A 16,100-nucleotide genomic window follows, 5' to 3' on the forward strand; every position below is an offset into this window, starting at 1 on the left:
TCACGAGCCTAGAACCCCCGGTCGAGACGGTGCCACGTCTGCTGGAGGCGCAGCTCGTCGCGGAACCCGCGCTCGGTGGTGTGCTCGTCGATGACGAGGAACTCCGTGCCGACCATGGTCGCGAAGTCCTCGACCACCTGCAGGCCGACGGCCGTCGTCATGACGGTGTGGTGGGCGGCGCCGGCGGTGAGCCAGGCCTCGGCGGCGACGGGGAACGACGGGCGCGGCTCCCAGACGGCGCGTCCGACGGGCAGCTTCGGCAACGCGGCGGTCGGCGGGACGACGTCCACGACGTTCGCCGTGAGGCGGAAGCCGTCGCGGGTGTCGGAGAGCGCGACCACGACGGCCTCGCCGGCGTCGGCGGTGAAGACCAGGCGCACCGGGTCGTCCTTGCCGCCGATGCCGAGCGGGTGGATCTCGAGCGTCGGCTTCGTGGTGGTGAGGGTCGGCGAGACCTCGAGCATGTGCGCGCCGAGGATCTTCTCGGCACCCGGCGTGAGGTCGTACGTGTAGTCCTCCATGAGCGACGCGCCCCCGGGGAGGCCGGCGCCGGCGACGTTCATCGCACGGACGAGGACGGCGGTCTTCCAGTCGCCCTCGGCACCGAAGCCGTACCCGTCGGCCATCAGTCGCTGCACGGCGAGGCCGGGCAGCTGCTTGAGCGTGCCGAGGTCCTCGAAGTTGGTGGTGAAGGCGGCGGACCCGTTCTGCGCGAGCAGGGTGCGGAGGCCGATCTCGATCGCGGCGCCGTCGCGGAGGGACTGGTGGCGGTCACCACCGTCACGGAGCGACGGGTCGACGTCGTAGTCCTGCTGGTAGGTCGCGACGAGCGCATCGACCGCTGCCGTGTCGGCTTCCGCCGAGGCGACCGCCTCGGCCAGCTCGTTGACGGCCCAGGTGTTCACCTGCACGCCGAGCTCGATCTCCGCCTCGGTCTTGTCACCCTCGGTGACCGCGACGTACCGCATGTTGTCGCCGAACCGGGTGAGCTTGAGCTCCCGCACGGCCGCGGCACCGGCGGCGGCGCGGGTCCAGTTCGCGACCCGCTGCTGGACGCGGGGGTCCGAGACGTGCCCGACGGCGGTGGCGTGCCGGACGCCGAGGCGCGCCAGGGCGTACCCGAACTCGCGGTCACCGTGCGCCGCCTGGTTGAGGTTCATGAAGTCGAAGTCGATGTCCGCCCAGGGCAGCGTGACGTTCGCCTGGGTGTGCAGGTGCAGCAGCGGCTTCGTGAGCGCCTGCAGGCCGCCGATCCACATCTTCGCGGGGCTGAACGTGTGCATCCACGTCGTCACACCGATGACCCTGTCGTCCGCGCTGGCCTCGATGAGGGCGCGCCGGATGCCGTCGGCGTCCTTCAGCACGGGCTTCCAGACGAGCTTCACCGGCACGTGCGGCGCAAGCGTCTCGTGCACGTGCTTGCTCTGCGACTCCACCTGGCGCAGGGTCTCCTCGCCGTACAGCCCCTGGGACCCGGTGAGGAACCAGACCTCGTAGCCCGCCAACGTCTCGGCGGGGTCGACGACGTGCGTCGCTGTGTCGTGGGTCACTGGAGTGCTCCTTCGGGGGTCTGTCCGTAGACGTTCTGGTAGCGATCGAAGAGTCGGTCGATGTCTGCTTCGGCGATCGGGACGACGTCCCCGCCCTGCTTCGCGATGTGCACGGTCCGGGCGACGTCCTCGCACATCACGGCGGCCTTCACGGCGTCCTTCGCGTCGCGGCCGATCGTGAAGACGCCGTGGTTCTGCATGAGCACCGCACGCGAGCGGTGGCCGGCGAGGGTCTCGACGATGCCGTGTCCGATCGAGTCGTCGCCGATGATCGCGAACGGCCCGACCGGGATCGGTCCGCCGAACTCGTCCGCCATCGCGGTGATCACGCACGGGATGGGCTCCGCCCGTGCCGCCCACGCCGTCGCGTACGTCGAGTGGGTGTGCACGACGCCGCCGACCTCCGGCATGTTCCGGTAGACGTAGGCGTGCGCGGCGGTGTCGGAGCTCGGCCCGTGGCTGTTCTCCCAGCCGTCGGCCGGCACCCCGTCGAGCGTGCAGACGACCTGGTTCCCGGGGGTCAGGTCGTCGCTGGACACGCCGCTCGGCTTGATGACGAAGAGGTCCGTGCCCGGCACCCGCTCGGAGACGTTGCCACCGGTCCAGATCACGAGGCCGTAGCGGACGAGTTCGCCGTGCAGCCGGGCGACGCGTTCGCGGGTGGCGGCGACGGCCTGCTGGGTGTCGGTGGTCATCGGGTCGGCTCCTTCTCGGCCTGGAGGCGCGGCTCGCCTGCCGTCGTCGGCTCGGCTCCGGGGGTGGTCGCGCTGGCGCTGGCGCTGGTGTCGGTGCTTGCGGGGGTCGCTTCGGGGCGGGTCGCGGCGGCGGCGACGTCCTGGACGGGCAGGGCCCGCCGGTAGCGCTCGAGGTACGTCTGGAACCCGTCGACGTCGGCCGGCTCGGGCTCGGCCACGTGCACGGCGTCACCCCCGAACACCGTGTCGGCGAGGAAGTCCGCCAGGTGCTGGTCGGTGTGCTCGAGGTAGGCGGCGAGCACCGCGATCCCCCACGCACCGCCCTCGCCCGCGGTCTCCTCGAGCGCGACGGGCACGCGGAGGGCGGCTGCGAGCAGGCGTTGCGGTGCGCCGGGCGTCCGGAAGAGCCCGCCGTGGGCAGTCATCCGGTCGACCTGGACCTCCTCGCCGTGCAGAACGTCCATGCCGATCGCGAGGGTGGCGAAGGCACCGTGCACCTCGGAGCGCACGAGGTTGCCGAGCGTGAAGCGTGCGTCCGGGGTCCGGAGCAGCAGGGGTCGGCCGTCCTCGACGTGCGTGACGGGCTCCCCGGCGAGGTAGTTGAAGGAGAGCAGGCCGCCGGCGTCGGGGTCCGCGTGCTCGGCTTCGGCCAGCAGTGTCGCGTAGACGGTGTCCATGTCCGGTGCCGTGCTGCCGGTGCGCTCGCTCGCGGCCTCGGCGAACCGGCCGAACACGCGCGCCCAGCTCGCGATCTCGCTCGCACCGTTGTTGCAGTGCACCATCGCGACGGCGTCCCCGGAGGGCGTGGTGACGACGTCGAGCTCCTCGTGCGGGGTCGCGAGCGGGTGCTCCAGCACGACCATCGCGAAGATGCTCGTGCCGACGCTGACGTTGCCCGTGCGCGGTGCGACGGCGTTCGTCGCGACCATGCCCGTGCCGGCGTCGCCCTCGGGCGGGCAGAGGGGAACACCAGGGAGCAGGGTGCCGGACGGGTCGAGCCATGCAGCGCCCTCGGGGGTGAGGGCTCCCGCGTCGTCCCCGGCGACGAGCACCTCGGGCAGGAGCGCCCGGAGGTCCCCGACCCCGATCAGGTCCTCGGCCGTCCGGAGCATCGCGCCGTCGTAGTCGCGCGTGCCGGGGTCGCCCGGACCGCTGTCCGTCGGGGTGCTGTCGATCGGGAAGACACCGCTCGCATCGCCGACGCCGAGCACGTCCCGCCCCGTGAGCCGTCGGTGCACGTACCCGGCGAGGGTCGTGACGCTCGCGAGGTCGGCGACGTGCGGCTCGTCGTCGAGGACGGCCTGGTACAGGTGCGCGATGGACCAGCGCAGCGGGATGTTGAACCCGAGGGCGTCGCTGAGTCGTTCGGCGGCGGGGCCGGTCGAGGTGTTGCGCCAGGTGCGGAACGGCACGAGCAGCTCGCCCGCGGCGTCGAACGCGAGGTAGCCGTGCATCATCGCGCTCACGCCGGCGGCGCGGAAGGTCGTCGGGGTGACGCCGTACTGGGCCTCCACATCGGCCACGAGGGCGGCGTAGGCCGCGCGGAGTCCGGTCTCGACGGCCTCGAGCGAGTACGTCCAGCGCCCGTCGACGAACTCGTTCTCCCACTCGTGGGCGCCCGCGGCGATGGGGACGAGGTCCTCGTCCACGAGGCACGCCTTGATGCGGGTGGAGCCGAGCTCGATCCCGAGCGTGGTGCGGCCGTCCACGACCTGCTGCCTGCGGTCGTCGCCCATGCGTTCCTCCAGAACCTCGTCGTCCTCCGTGAGCGCTCACATCCTGGCACGTGAGCGCTCACTCCCGCAACGCCGCCACGCCCGCGCCCGCCCAGGTCGCACGAACCGCCGCTCGCCGCCGCACGCCGCCGCCCGCCCGCGCTCGGCGAGGTCGCACGAACTGCCGCTCGCCGCCGCCCCGAACGGCACGTCGTGCGACCTGACCGACCAGGCCACGGCGAGTCGTGCGACCTCGGCCCGCCCGCCGGCTGGCGCCCCGCGCGGGGCCCTACGCGCCGACGGTGCTCTCGCGGACGACCAGGGACGGAGTCACGGTCGCGGACTCCGCAGCGCCCCCGTCGATGAGATCGAGCAGCGCCCGACCCGCAACGCGCCCGAGCTCCTCGAGGCGCAGGTCCACCGTGGTCAGCGGCGGCCGGCTCGCGAGCGCCATCACGTCCCAGTCGTCGAACCCGGCGACCGCGACGTCGTCCGGCACGGACAGCCCGAGCTCCCGCAGCCGATCGCACACGCCCCGCGCGATCTGGTCGCTCCCGCAGACGATCGCATCCACGCCGAGCGCACCCGACCCGGACGCCGCCCCGGCCGCGGCCCCGGTCCCGGTCCCCGCCGACGCGAGCCCCACGCCCCGCGCCAGCACGTCCACCGCCTGCCGCCCCCACCGCTCCGACCACTCGCCGTACAGCGGTTCGGCCACAAGGCTCGCGCCGAGCACCTCGGTGGCGCCGGACACACGCCGGACCGCCGACCGGTGCCGCTCGGGCCCCGTGACGATCGCCACACGCCGTCGCCCGGTCGACAGCACGTGCGCGGCGACGGCCGCCGACCCGGCGGCGTCGTCGAGCGTGACCGACACGTCGTCCGGGTCGGTCGAGGGCGTGAACGCGTACACGACCGGGATCGGCACGTCGATCGGCGGCCGGGCGTCGGCGGAACGGCCGGTCACGATGATGCCGTCGACCCCGCGGGCGGCGAGCGAGCGGAGGTAGTGGGCCTCGCGGACGTGGTCGTCGCGGGTGTCGCACAGCAGCACGGCCATCTGCCCGGCGGAGAGGGCGTCCTCAGCGCCGAGGAGCACCGGGATCGAGAACCGGCCGAACGAGTCCGTCGTGATCATGCCCACCGTGTAGGTCCGTCCCGAGGAGAGCGCGCGGGCCCGGGCGTCGCCGACGAACCCGAGCTTCTCGGCGGCGTCCTTCACCCGGGCGCGCGTCGACTCGCGGAGCTGCCCGGTGCCGTTCAGGGCCTTCGAGGCGGTGCCGATCGACACGCCGGCGAGCGCCGCGACGTCGGTGATCCGGACGGTCCGCCCAGCGCGCTCCAGTGTCACGGCAAACCCCTTTCCGGATGCGGGAAACTGACCATGACTATACGCACGATGTGAGAAGACGCCCTTGCGCGCCTCCAGGTCGTGTCGTAACGTCCTCCGCAGAAACCGTTTTCCGGAACCAGCACGGAACCGGACCCGGCCTGAGTCACATCGCAAGGAGGCGACATGACCACCACGCTCGCGACCGACAGCCGCGCGCACACCGCGACCCCGGTCCTCCCGACCGCGGACGCGCACCTGACGCTCCGTCCGCTGCCCACGGGTGACGCCCGGATCACCGGCGGCTTCTGGGCCCTCCGACAGGAGCGGAACGGCCGCGACGCGGTCCGCGGCGGGTACGCCCTGCTCGAGGCGGCCGGGAACTTCCGGAACCTCCGCATCGCCGCCGGTCTCGAGGAGGGCGACGCGACCGGCCCGATCTTCATGGACTCCGACGTCACGAAGTGGCTCGAGGCGGTGGCGTGGGAGTACGGCCGAGCCCCTGCCGAGGACCTGCTGGAACTCCAGCGCGAGGTCACCGCCCTGTACGCCCAGGCGCAGGCCGACGACGGCTACCTCGACTCCGTGCAGCAGATCCGCGGGAAGGGCGAGCGGTACACGGACCTCAAGTGGAGCCACGAGATGTACTGCGCCGGACACCTGTACCAGGCGGCCGTGGCACAGCACCGCGCGACGGGCGACACCGGGCTGCTCGACGTCGCGATCAAGAACGCGGACCACCTCGTCCGCACGTTCGGCGACGGGACCGCACCGGACGGCACGCCGAAGGTCCGCGACGTCGACGGCCACCCGGTGGTCGAGATGGGCCTCGTGGAGCTCTACCGCGAGACCGGCAACCGCGAGTACCTCGACCTCGCGCACTGGTTCGTCGACGCCCGGGGCACCGGCATCATCGAGCGCGCCGGCGGCGAGCCGACGTACTTCTCCGACCGGGTCCCGAGCCGGCAGGCGACGACCGTCGAGGGCCACGCGGTCCGCGCCGTGTACCTCGCGGCCGGCGCCGTGGACGTCGCGATCGAGACCGGCGACACCGAGCTCCTGACCGCGAGCGAGACGCAGTTCGCGGACATGATGGCCACGAAGGCGTTCATCACCGGCGGTCTCGGCGCGCGCTGGGACTGGGAGGCGTTCGGCGACCCGTACGAACTCCCCACCGACCGCGGGTACGCCGAGACCTGTGCGGCCATCGGCGGGATCCAGTGGGCCTGGCGCCTGCTCCTCGCGACCGGGAAGCCCGTGTACGCCGACGCGATCGAGCGACTGCTGTACAACGCGTTCCTCGCGGGCGTGAGCCTCGCCGGCACCGAGTACTTCTACGTGAACCCGCTGCAGCAGCGTGACCACGCGCACCAGGACGAGAACCGCTCCCCCGCGCACGGCCGCCGCGGCTGGTTCGACTGCGCCTGCTGCCCGCCGAACATCATGCGGACGTTCGCGAGCCTCGACGGCTACCTCGCCACCGCGACCGACGGCGGCCTCCAGCTGCACCAGTACGCCACGGCCTCGCTCGGCCGCGTCGACGTCGAGACCGGGTACCCGCACGACGGCCGCGTGGTGGTCACCGTCACCGCGGACGGCCCGCTCGCCCTCGGCCTGCGGATCCCGTCGTGGTCGGACACCACGACGGTGCAGGGTCCGGACGGCACGGCCAGCCCCGCCGCGGGCACGCTGCACGTCATCGACCGCGAGTGGACGGCCGGCGACACCGTCGAGCTCGTCTTCGACACGACGCCGCACCGGTACGTCGCCGACGCCCGGATCGACGCCGCACGCGGGCAGGTCGCCATCGAGCGCGGGCCGCTCGTGTACGCGGTCGAGCAGGCGGACCAGCAGGGCTTCACGGTCGACGACCTGACGGTCGACGCCGACGCGCCGATCACCGAGGAGCGCCAGGACGGGCTCCTCGACGGCGTCGTCACGCTGCGCGTCGCCGGACACGCCCCGGCCGAGCACGCGCAGGCAGCGTGGCCGTACCGCCGACTGGACGGTCCAGGAGGAACGGATCACGCAGGTGCGGCGACCAGCGTCGACGACGCGGCCGGGTCCACGGCGGCCGCCACGCGCCTCCAGGACGTCACCGCCACCGCGGTCCCGTACTACGCCTGGGCGAACCGCGGAGCCGCGCCGATGCGCGTCTGGCTCCCGCTGGCGCGGTGACACGATGGACCGCAGAGCGTTCCTCGCCGGCGGTCTCGCCGGCGGGGCGGCCCTCGCCCTGGCGGGGTGCTCCGGCACCCTGCCGAAGGTCGACGCGCGCGTCGCGAGCTTCGGCCGGAACGCGACCGGCACCGTGCACGTCTGGTGCCGCTCCGCGACGCAGGCCGGACTGACGGCGGCGGTCGCCGGGTTCAACAAGGCGAACCCGAAGCTGCAGGTCGAGCTGACGCCGGTGCCGGACGGGCAGTACGTGACGAAGCTCGCGACCGCGATCCGTGGTGGTGAGCCGCCGGACGTCGTGGACATCGACGACATCAACTCGCAGCTGTTCATCTTCCGCGAGGCGTTCGCCGACCTCACCGACGTCGTGAAGGGGCTCGACTACTTCGACGCGATCTCGCCCGGCCACCTCCGGCTGCTCGAGTACCGCGACCGGTACTACGGGCTGCCGTACCTGGCGGACAACTCGCAGTTGTTCGTCAACACCGAGCTGTTCGACCGGGCCGGCCTCGACGTCGAGGACGCGACGAAGGACCTCGACTCGCTGCTCGCCGCCGCGAAGGCGATCCGGAAGCCCGGCGCCGACGTGTACGGGTGGTCGATCTCGGGCAACGCCGCCGGCATCATCGGGTTCGTCACGCAGCCGCACGTCTGGGCCACCGGCGTCGACATGATGTCCGGTGAGGTCGGCAAGCAGACGGCGAACATCACCGGCAACGAGGCGCTCGAACGCATGCTCGAGTTCTACCGGCAGCTGTGGAAGGACGGCGTGCTGTCGAAGGCGACCTACGCGGACGCCGGGACCACGTGGGGTGCCGACTTCCGGGCCGGCAAGGTCGGCATCTTCCCGACCTCGTACGGTGCGACCGTGCCCGCCGCGACGAAGGCGATGCGCGCGAAGATGCAGACGGTGCTCATCCCGTCGTGGGACGGCAAGCGCTCGTTCTTCGACGGGGGCGACAACATGTGCATCCCGAACGGGGCGGCGAACCCGTCCGGGGGCTGGGCGTTCATGCAGTACGCGAACGGTCTGCAGCAACAGCAGGCGCTGCCGGACGGCGGGTACTTCCCGACCCGGTCCGACGCCGCGACACCCGCGTACCGGAAGAAGTACCCGCTCGCGTTCGGCCCGCTCGACGCGATCGAGAAGGGGTACGCGCCGCAGACGCTCGCGTACAACCTGCTCGTCAACCAGCCCTCGTCGCCCTACTTCGCGATGTTCCGCGAGGCGGTGTTCGGCTCGGGGGCCGCTGCGGCCATGAAGACGGCGCAGTCGGACTACACCCGCATCCTCGACCAGGTCCAGGCCTGAGCGACCGTTCGTTCGTTCGCTCGCTCGCTCGTTCGCTCGCTCGCTCGTTCGCTCGTTCGCTCGTTGCACAGAGAGGTGCAGACATGACCACCGTCTCCAACCGACGGACCGGCGCCGGCCGTCCGACCGTCGGCCGTGGCGTCAGCCGCCCGGGTCCGTCCCGGAACTCGCTCACGCACCCGCCGCGCACCGGCGCCGTGCTCGTCACCCCGGCGATCGTGTTCGTCGCGGTGTTCGTCCTCGCGCCGCTGGTGTTCGCGCTCTACATCTCGTTCACGAACTGGCCCCTGATCGGCCCGTACCGGTTCATCGGACTGCAGAACTACCTGACGCTGTTCCAGGACCCGACGTTCGTGCACGCCATCGGGTACACGCTGCTCTACACGGCGATCGTGACGGTGCCGATCCTGGCGCTCGGGTACTTCCTCGCCGTGCTCATCCGGGCCCGACGGCGCGGGTCGACCTTCCTGCGCACGGTGTTCTTCCTGCCGTACGTCGTCGGGCTGACGACGCTGTCGTTCATGCTCGTGCTCGAGGCACAACCGAACTCCGGCGCGGTGAACATGGTGCTGCGCTGGCTCGGGATCACCGACGGCAGCACGGCGTGGCTCGTGAACGGCCCGCTCGCGACGCTGCTCATCTGCGTGCTCGTCGTCTGGGCGGTGTCCGGGCTGACCATGGTGCTCGTGATGTCCGCCATGCAGGGCATCCCCGACGAGGTGTACGAGTCCGCCCAGCTCGAAGGGGCCTCGTGGTGGCAGACCGAACGCCTCATCACGATGCCGATGATCCGCTCCACGCTCGCCCTCAGCGCGATCATCTCGGTCATCGGGTCACTGCTCGCGTTCAACCAGTTCTACATCCTGACCCAGGGCGGGCCGGGCACGGAGACCACGACGATCGTCAACGCGATCTACAACCGCGGCTTCGTGAACCTGCAGCTCGGCGCGGCGACCGCCGAGTCGATCGCCCTCGTCGTCGTCATCGCCGCCGTCACCGTGTTCCAGTTCTGGGCACTGCGAGAGAAGGACTGAGCCATGAGCACCACCGCTTCCCGTGCGGGCCTCGCGGCCCCGGACCTGTCCACCCGCACGCTCACCACCTCCGGCGACGGAGGCCGCCGTCGCCGCCACCAGGGCAGCGTGCGCCACCCGCGCGACACCGCCGTGAAGCGCACGCTGTACGTCATCGCCGGGGTCGGCGCGACGCTGGTGTTCGGCGTCCCGCTCATCTGGTCGATCCTGCGGGCCTTCCAGTCCGAGGCCGTCATCACGCAGGCGGCCGACCCGGCGACGTTCTTCCAGCTCGGGTGGCAGAACTTCGCCGCGGTCTTCAGCCCCTCGTCGCACCTCCTCACCGGCGTGGTGAACTCGCTCGTCGTGTCGATCGCCACGGCCGTCCTGACCGCCGTGATCGCGACGATGGCCGGGTACGGGTTCGCCCGGTTCCGGTTCCGCGGTTCCGGCGTGGTCTTCGGGCTGGTGCTGCTGACGATGATGGTGCCGTTCCAGGCGATCCTCACGCCGCTGTACCTCGAGATGAACGCGATGAAGCTCACGAACTCCCTGCTCGGGCTCGTGCTCTTCTACACGACGGTGAACCTGCCGTTCGGGGTGTTCGTGATGCGGAACGCGTTCGAGTCGATCCCGACGGAGCTCGAGGACTCGGCGTTCGTCGACGGGGCCTCGCGCTTCCGGGTCGTCGTGTCGGTGCTGCGGCCGCTGCTCCTACCGGGTGCCGCGACGGCCGCGCTGTACGCGTTCCTGGCGTCGTGGACGGAGTTCCTCGGGGCGCTGACGTTCCTCACGAAGGACTCGCTCTACACGCTGCCCGTCGCGCTGCTCAACCTGCAGACCGGGGCGTACGGGCAGGTGTCGTACGGGAACCTCGTGGCCGGGTCCGTCGTGGCGATGATCCCGTGCATCGCGCTCTACGTCGGGCTGCAGCGGTTCTACGTCGCCGGGCTGTCGTCCGGCGCGCTGAAGGGCTGACGGTCGGCGCTGCCGCGCTCTGCTGTGTGCGAGGTTCCGCGCTCCGTGGGACGGCGCGAGCCTCGCACCGCGCGCGGAACCTCGCACACTGCGGCCCGCGCGGTGCCCCGCGCCCTACGCGCTCCGGCGCACCACGAGCTCGGGCACGAGCAACGTCTCGTCCCGCGGCTCCCCCTCGACGAGGGCCCGCACGGTGTCGAGCACCCGCTCCCCCATCGCCCGGAAGTCCTGCCGCACGGTGGTGAGCGGCGGCGTGAAGTGCGCCGCCTCGGGAACGTCGTCGAAGCCCACCACGGCGATGTCGTCCGGCACCCGCAGTCCCTCGTCGGCGAAGGCGTGCAGGACCCCGAGCGCCATCTGGTCGTTCCCGGCGAAGACCGCGTCGACCGTGTGCACGTCGATCGTCCGGGCCGCCGCGAACCCGCTCGCCGGGGTCCAGTCGCCGTCGAGCACCACGGGCTCGAGTCCGGCGTCGCGCATGATCCGCTCGTAGGTCACCCGGCGGACCTCGGACTCCTGCGAGACCGCGGGGCCGGCGATGTGCACGATCCGGCGGTGCCCGCGGGCGAACAGGTGCTCCATCACGAGCGAGGTCCCCGCCGCCTGGTCGATCGCGACCGCCGCGACGCTCGGTGCCACCGGGGCCCTTGCCGCGTCCCGCTGCACGGCGTTCGCGACGACGACGGGCACCGAGACCGGGACGGTCAGCGAGGCGAGGGCGTCGAGCACCCGGTTGTCGGCGGCGACGAGCACGATGGCGGCGACGTCCTGGGCGAGCAGCGTCACGAGGGCGTTCGACAGGTCGACGGGGCGCGGGTCGTCGGGCAGCGTGGAGAGCAGGACGTGGTAGCCGGCGGACCGGGCTGCCCGCTCGAACCCGATGGCAGTGCTCGACGGTCCGTACAGCGCGTCCCCGGCGGTGATGATGCCGAGCGCCCGACTGCGCCCCCCGGCGAGCGCCCGGGCGGCGGCACGGGGCCGGTACCCGAGTTCGGTGACCGCGTCGGACACCTGGGCGCGGAACTGCTCGCGGACCGTCGGGTCGCCGTTGATCACCCGCGAGACGGTCTGGTGGGAGACGCCCGCGCGCTCGGCGACGTCGAAGATCGTGGGTGCCTTGCGACGTTTGCCGCCGGCGTCCCCGAGCGCGGTCGTGGTCGTCACGTCGCCAACCGTACCGCGCAGTCCGGCCGACGCGACAAGATCGCGAAACGGTCACGGTGAGTTGACACCCCGTCACGGAACCCCCAGTATGTGAGCGCTCACACGAGCAAATCCCTCGGGGCACAGCAGCCCCGGCACCGAGCGCGTCGACGTGGACGCGCAGGAACAGAGGTACTTCGATGATGAAGCGCAAGATCGTCGCGGGCGTCGCCGCCCTCGGCATCGCCATCGCACTCGCCGGCTGCTCCGCCGGCGGACGCGCGTCCACCGACGGTGGGAGCAGCAGCGGCGACAACAAGGGCGCCCTGGTGGGCGTCGCGATGCCGACCAAGGTCTCGGAACGCTGGATCAAGGACGGCAACGCCGTCAAGAGCGACCTCGAGAAGGCCGGCTACAAGGTCGACCTCGAGTACGGCGACAACAAGGTCCAGCAGCAGGCGCAGCAGGTCAGCAACATGATCACGAAGGGCGCGAAGGTCCTCATCATCGCGTCGATCGACGGCGGAGCGCTCTCCGACCAGCTCGACGCCGCCGCCAAGGCCGGCATCAAGGTGATCTCCTACGACCGCCTGCTCACGGGCAACAAGAACGTCGACTACTACGTGTCGTTCGACAACGAGAAGGTCGGCGTCGACCAGGCGACGAGCCTGCTCACCGGCCTCGGCGTGCTCGACGCGGACGGCAAGAAGACCGGCGAGAAGGGCCCCTTCAACATCGAGGTCTTCGCCGGCTCGCTCGACGACAACAACGCGGGCTTCTTCTTCGACGGTGCGATGAAGACCCTCAAGCCGTACCTCGAAGACGGCACCCTGAAGATCCAGTCCGGCCAGGACCAGCTCTCGCAGGCCGCGACGCAGCAGTGGGACCCGGCGACCGCCAAGGCCCGCATGCAGAACCTCATCGCGAAGTCGTACTCCGGCGGCACCACGCTGAACGGCGTGCTCTCGCCCTACGACGGCATGTCGATCGGCATCATCTCGGCGCTGCAGGGCGCCGGGTACGGCTCGAGCGACCGCCCGCTCCCGACCATCACGGGGCAGGACGCCGAGCAGGCCAGCGTGAAGTCGATCATCGCCGGTCAGCAGTACTCGACCATCTACAAGGACACGCGCAAGCTCGCCAAGCAGTCGGTCACCATGGCCGAGGACCTGCTCACCGGCAAGAAGCCCGAGGTCAACGACACGAAGAGCTACGACAACAAGGTCAAGGTCGTCCCGACCTACCTGTTCCAGCCGACCGTCGTGACGAAGGACAACTACAAGGAAGTCCTCGTCGACTCGGGCTACTACACCGAGGCCGACCTCAAGTAGGACGCAACCCATCTGTCGGACTGGAGGCGCGGGTCGACCCCGCCCCGCGCCTCCAGTCCGTCACCACCCGCGCGCCCACGCGCGGACGACGAAAAGGCGGTCCCACATGGCGGACACCATCCTCGAGATGCGTGACATCACCAAGACGTTCCCCGGGGTCAAGGCGCTGCAGGGGGTCTCGATCGAGGTCGAGCGCGGCCAGGTCCACGCGATCTGCGGCGAGAACGGCGCCGGCAAGTCCACCCTGATGAAGGTGCTGTCCGGGGTCTACCCGCACGGCTCCTTCGACGGCGAGATCCTCATCGACGGATCCCCCGTCGAGTTCGGCGACATCAACGGCTCGGAAGCGGCCGGGGTCGTGATCATCCACCAGGAGCTCGCGCTCAGCCCGTTCCTGTCGATCGCCGAGAACATCTTCCTCGGCAACGAACAGTCGAAGGCCGGGTTCATCGACTGGAACAAGACGAACCTCGCGGCCGCCGAGCTCCTGCAGCGCGTCGGCCTCAAGGACAACCCGGTCACGAAGATCGTCGACATCGGCGTCGGCAAGCAGCAGCTCGTCGAGATCGCGAAGGCCCTGTCGAAGCGGGTGAAGCTCCTCATCCTCGACGAGCCGACGGCAGCGCTGAACGACGACGACTCGGCGCACCTTCTCGACCTCATCCGGTCGCTGCAGGCCGAGGGGATGACGGCGATCATCATCAGTCACAAGCTCAACGAGATCAAGGCGATCGCGGACAAGGTCACGATCATCCGCGACGGCAAGACCATCGAGACGCTCGACATGCACGCCGACGACGTCTCCGAGGACCGGATCATCCGCGGCATGGTCGGTCGCGACCTGTCGAACCGGTACCCGGAGCGCGAGGACCCGCAGATCGGCGAGGAACTCCTCCGCATCGAGGACTGGACCGTCCACCACCAGCTCGACGCCTCGCGCGAGATCATCCACCAGGCGAACCTCTCCGTCCGCGCGGGCGAGGTCGTCGGCATCGCCGGGCTCATGGGCGCCGGACGGACCGAACTCGCGATGAGCGTGTTCGGCCAGTCCTACGGCACCGGGATCAGCGGCACCGTGTACAAGCGCGGCGTCCCGATCAAGACCCACACGGTGTCGCAGGCGATCGACAACGGCATCGCCTACGTCACCGAGGACCGGAAGCGCTACGGACTCAACCTCATCGACGACATCAAGCGGAACATCTCCGGGTCGGCGCTCGGGAAGCTCGCGAACTGGGGCTTCGTCAACGCGTCCGAGGAGACCACCATCGCCGGGCAGTTCCTCCGGAGCCTCAACATCAAGGCACCGAACGTCGACGTCGTCACCGGGAAGCTCTCCGGCGGCAACCAGCAGAAGGTCGTCCTGTCGAAGTGGATGTACGCCGACCCCGACGTGCTGATCCTCGACGAGCCCACGCGGGGCATCGACGTCGGCGCGAAGTACGAGATCTACACGATCATCAACCAGCTCGCGGACCAGGGGAAGGGGATCATCGTGATCTCCTCCGAACTCCCCGAGCTCCTCGGCATCTGCGACCGCATCTACACGCTCTCCGAGGGCACGATCACCGCCGACGTGCCCCGCTCCGAGGCCACGCCCGAGGCCCTCATGCAGTACATGACCCAGGAACGGGAGACCCCTGTCAATGAACGCGCTTAAGTCCGCCGCCGGCTACCTCACCGGGCAGCTCCGACAGATCGGCCTGTTCATCGCGCTGATCGTCATCGTCATCTTCTTCCAGGTGACGACGAACGGCATCACCCTCGCCCCGATCAACGTCTCGAACCTGATCGTCCAGAACAGCTACATCCTCATCCTCGCCATCGGCATGGTGATGGTCATCATCGCCGGGCACATCGACCTCTCGGTCGGCTCGGTCGTGGCCTTCACCGGCGCCATGGCCGGTGTCATGATCACGCAGTGGGGCCTGCCCTGGCCGATCGCGGTCGTGCTCTGCCTGGTGGTCGGCGCCCTCGTCGGTGCCTGGCAGGGGTTCTGGATCGCCTACTTCGGGATCCCCGCGTTCATCGTCACGCTCGCGGGCATGCTCGCGTTCCGCGGCGCCGCGCAGATCGTCCTGCACAACCAGCAGATCTCGCCGTTCCCGGAGGGCTTCCGCTCCCTCGGCTCCGGCTTCCTGCCGTCGTTCGGCACCACCGGGTACGAGCCCCTCACGATGATCCTCGGCTTCGCGGCCGCGATCGTCCTCGTGGTCACGGCGTTCCGCGGTCGTGCCACACGGCGCAAGTACCAGCTCGAGAGCGAGCCGTTCGCCTGGTTCATCACGAAGCTCGCCTTCACGGTGGCGCTCGTCATCTACGTGGCGCTCCTGCTCGCGAGCTACAACGGCACCCCGATCGTGCTCGTCGTGCTGGGTGCCCTCGTGGTGATCTACTCGGTCGTCATGCGGAGCGCGGTGTTCGGCCGCCACATCTACGCGATCGGCGGGAACGCCCTCGCCGCCCAGCTCTCCGGTGTGAAGACGAAGCGGGTCACGTTCCTGCTCTTCGTCAACATGGGCGTCATCTCGGCCCTGGCCGGCGTGGTCTTCACCGGGCAGCTCAACCTCGCGGCTCCGGGTGCCGGCAACGGCTTCGAGCTCGACGCCATCGCCGCGGTGTTCATCGGCGGCGCGGCCGTCACCGGTGGCATCGGGACGGTGCCGGGAGCGATCGTCGGTGGTCTCATCATCGGCATCCTGAACAACGGCATGTCGATCCTCGGCATCGGGACCGAGTACCAGTCGCTCATCAAGGGCCTGGTGCTGCTCGCGGCCGTCGCGTTCGACGTGTTCAACAAGCGCCGGGCGGCGTCCGCGCGCAAGTAGCGCGGGCGCGCGGGCGCGCGGGCGTTC

The 16,100-nt window shown here is 70.5% G+C and carries 12 protein-coding genes; 7 read left to right on the forward strand and 5 right to left on the reverse strand.

The features are described from left to right. Positions 1–8 precede the first annotated feature (8 nt). The 4 genes from araA to WFH25_RS10380 form a co-directional block, all read right to left on the reverse strand. On the reverse strand, positions 9–1,550 hold the full coding sequence (araA, locus tag WFH25_RS10365) for an L-arabinose isomerase (protein WP_336697598.1): 1,542 nt from the start codon (positions 1,548–1,550) through the stop codon (positions 9–11). Beyond that, a complete protein-coding gene (locus WFH25_RS10370; RefSeq protein WP_071295581.1) occupies positions 1,547–2,245 on the reverse strand; it encodes an L-ribulose-5-phosphate 4-epimerase in 699 nt (232 codons plus the stop codon). The genes araA and WFH25_RS10370 overlap by 4 nt, the downstream gene beginning before the upstream one ends. Next, complete coding sequence (locus tag WFH25_RS10375; RefSeq protein WP_336697599.1) at positions 2,242–3,981, reverse strand: xylulokinase; 1,740 nt, start codon at positions 3,979–3,981, stop codon at positions 2,242–2,244. The genes WFH25_RS10370 and WFH25_RS10375 overlap by 4 nt, the downstream gene beginning before the upstream one ends. Before the next feature lie 268 nt (positions 3,982–4,249). Continuing rightward, positions 4,250–5,311: a LacI family DNA-binding transcriptional regulator gene (locus tag WFH25_RS10380; protein ID WP_336697600.1), complete on the reverse strand. Its 1,062-nt coding sequence runs from the start codon at positions 5,309–5,311 to the stop codon at positions 4,250–4,252. Between the two features lie 165 nt (positions 5,312–5,476). On the opposite strand from WFH25_RS10380, the gene WFH25_RS10385 reads away from it, so the two are divergent. The 4 genes from WFH25_RS10385 (at position 5,477) to WFH25_RS10400 (ending at position 10,771) form a co-directional block, all read left to right on the forward strand. Next, complete coding sequence (locus tag WFH25_RS10385) at positions 5,477–7,468, forward strand: glycoside hydrolase family 127 protein (RefSeq protein WP_336697601.1); 1,992 nt, start codon at positions 5,477–5,479, stop codon at positions 7,466–7,468. Between the two features lie 4 nt (positions 7,469–7,472). Next, positions 7,473–8,780 carry an ABC transporter substrate-binding protein gene (locus WFH25_RS10390; protein WP_336697602.1) on the forward strand — a complete coding sequence of 436 codons (1,308 nt, stop codon included), beginning with the start codon at positions 7,473–7,475 and terminating at the stop codon, positions 8,778–8,780. Between the two features lie 83 nt (positions 8,781–8,863). Continuing rightward, positions 8,864–9,814 (forward strand): carbohydrate ABC transporter permease, encoded by a 951-nt coding sequence (locus WFH25_RS10395; RefSeq protein ID WP_070418198.1) that lies wholly within the window; start codon positions 8,864–8,866, stop codon positions 9,812–9,814. 3 nt (positions 9,815–9,817) lie between these two features. Next, complete coding sequence (locus WFH25_RS10400) at positions 9,818–10,771, forward strand: carbohydrate ABC transporter permease (RefSeq protein ID WP_071295577.1); 954 nt, start codon at positions 9,818–9,820, stop codon at positions 10,769–10,771. A gap of 114 nt (positions 10,772–10,885) precedes the next feature. Here WFH25_RS10400 and WFH25_RS10405 read toward each other — a convergent pair whose 3' ends face one another. Further along, positions 10,886–11,935 carry a LacI family DNA-binding transcriptional regulator gene (locus WFH25_RS10405; protein ID WP_070418196.1) on the reverse strand — a complete coding sequence of 350 codons (1,050 nt, stop codon included), beginning with the start codon at positions 11,933–11,935 and terminating at the stop codon, positions 10,886–10,888. A 179-nt stretch (positions 11,936–12,114) separates the two neighbouring features. On the opposite strand from WFH25_RS10405, the gene chvE reads away from it, so the two are divergent. The 3 genes from chvE (at position 12,115) to mmsB (ending at position 16,073) form a co-directional block, all read left to right on the forward strand. Next, positions 12,115–13,245 (forward strand): multiple monosaccharide ABC transporter substrate-binding protein, encoded by a 1,131-nt coding sequence (gene chvE / locus WFH25_RS10410; protein ID WP_083295236.1) that lies wholly within the window; start codon positions 12,115–12,117, stop codon positions 13,243–13,245. Between the two features lie 106 nt (positions 13,246–13,351). Continuing rightward, positions 13,352–14,905, forward strand: a complete 1,554-nt coding sequence (gene mmsA, locus WFH25_RS10415; RefSeq protein WP_336697603.1) for a multiple monosaccharide ABC transporter ATP-binding protein — start codon at positions 13,352–13,354, stop codon at positions 14,903–14,905. After that, the gene (gene mmsB / locus WFH25_RS10420) at positions 14,892–16,073 is read left to right on the forward strand and encodes a multiple monosaccharide ABC transporter permease (RefSeq protein ID WP_071295576.1); all 1,182 of its coding nucleotides are present in this window, start codon (positions 14,892–14,894) and stop codon (positions 16,071–16,073) included. Before mmsA ends, mmsB begins: the two co-directional genes overlap by 14 nt. Positions 16,074–16,100: the final 27 nt, after the last annotated feature.

Source organism: Curtobacterium sp. USHLN213 (assembly GCF_037144815.1).
Classification (GTDB): Bacteria; Actinomycetota; Actinomycetes; order Actinomycetales; family Microbacteriaceae; genus Curtobacterium.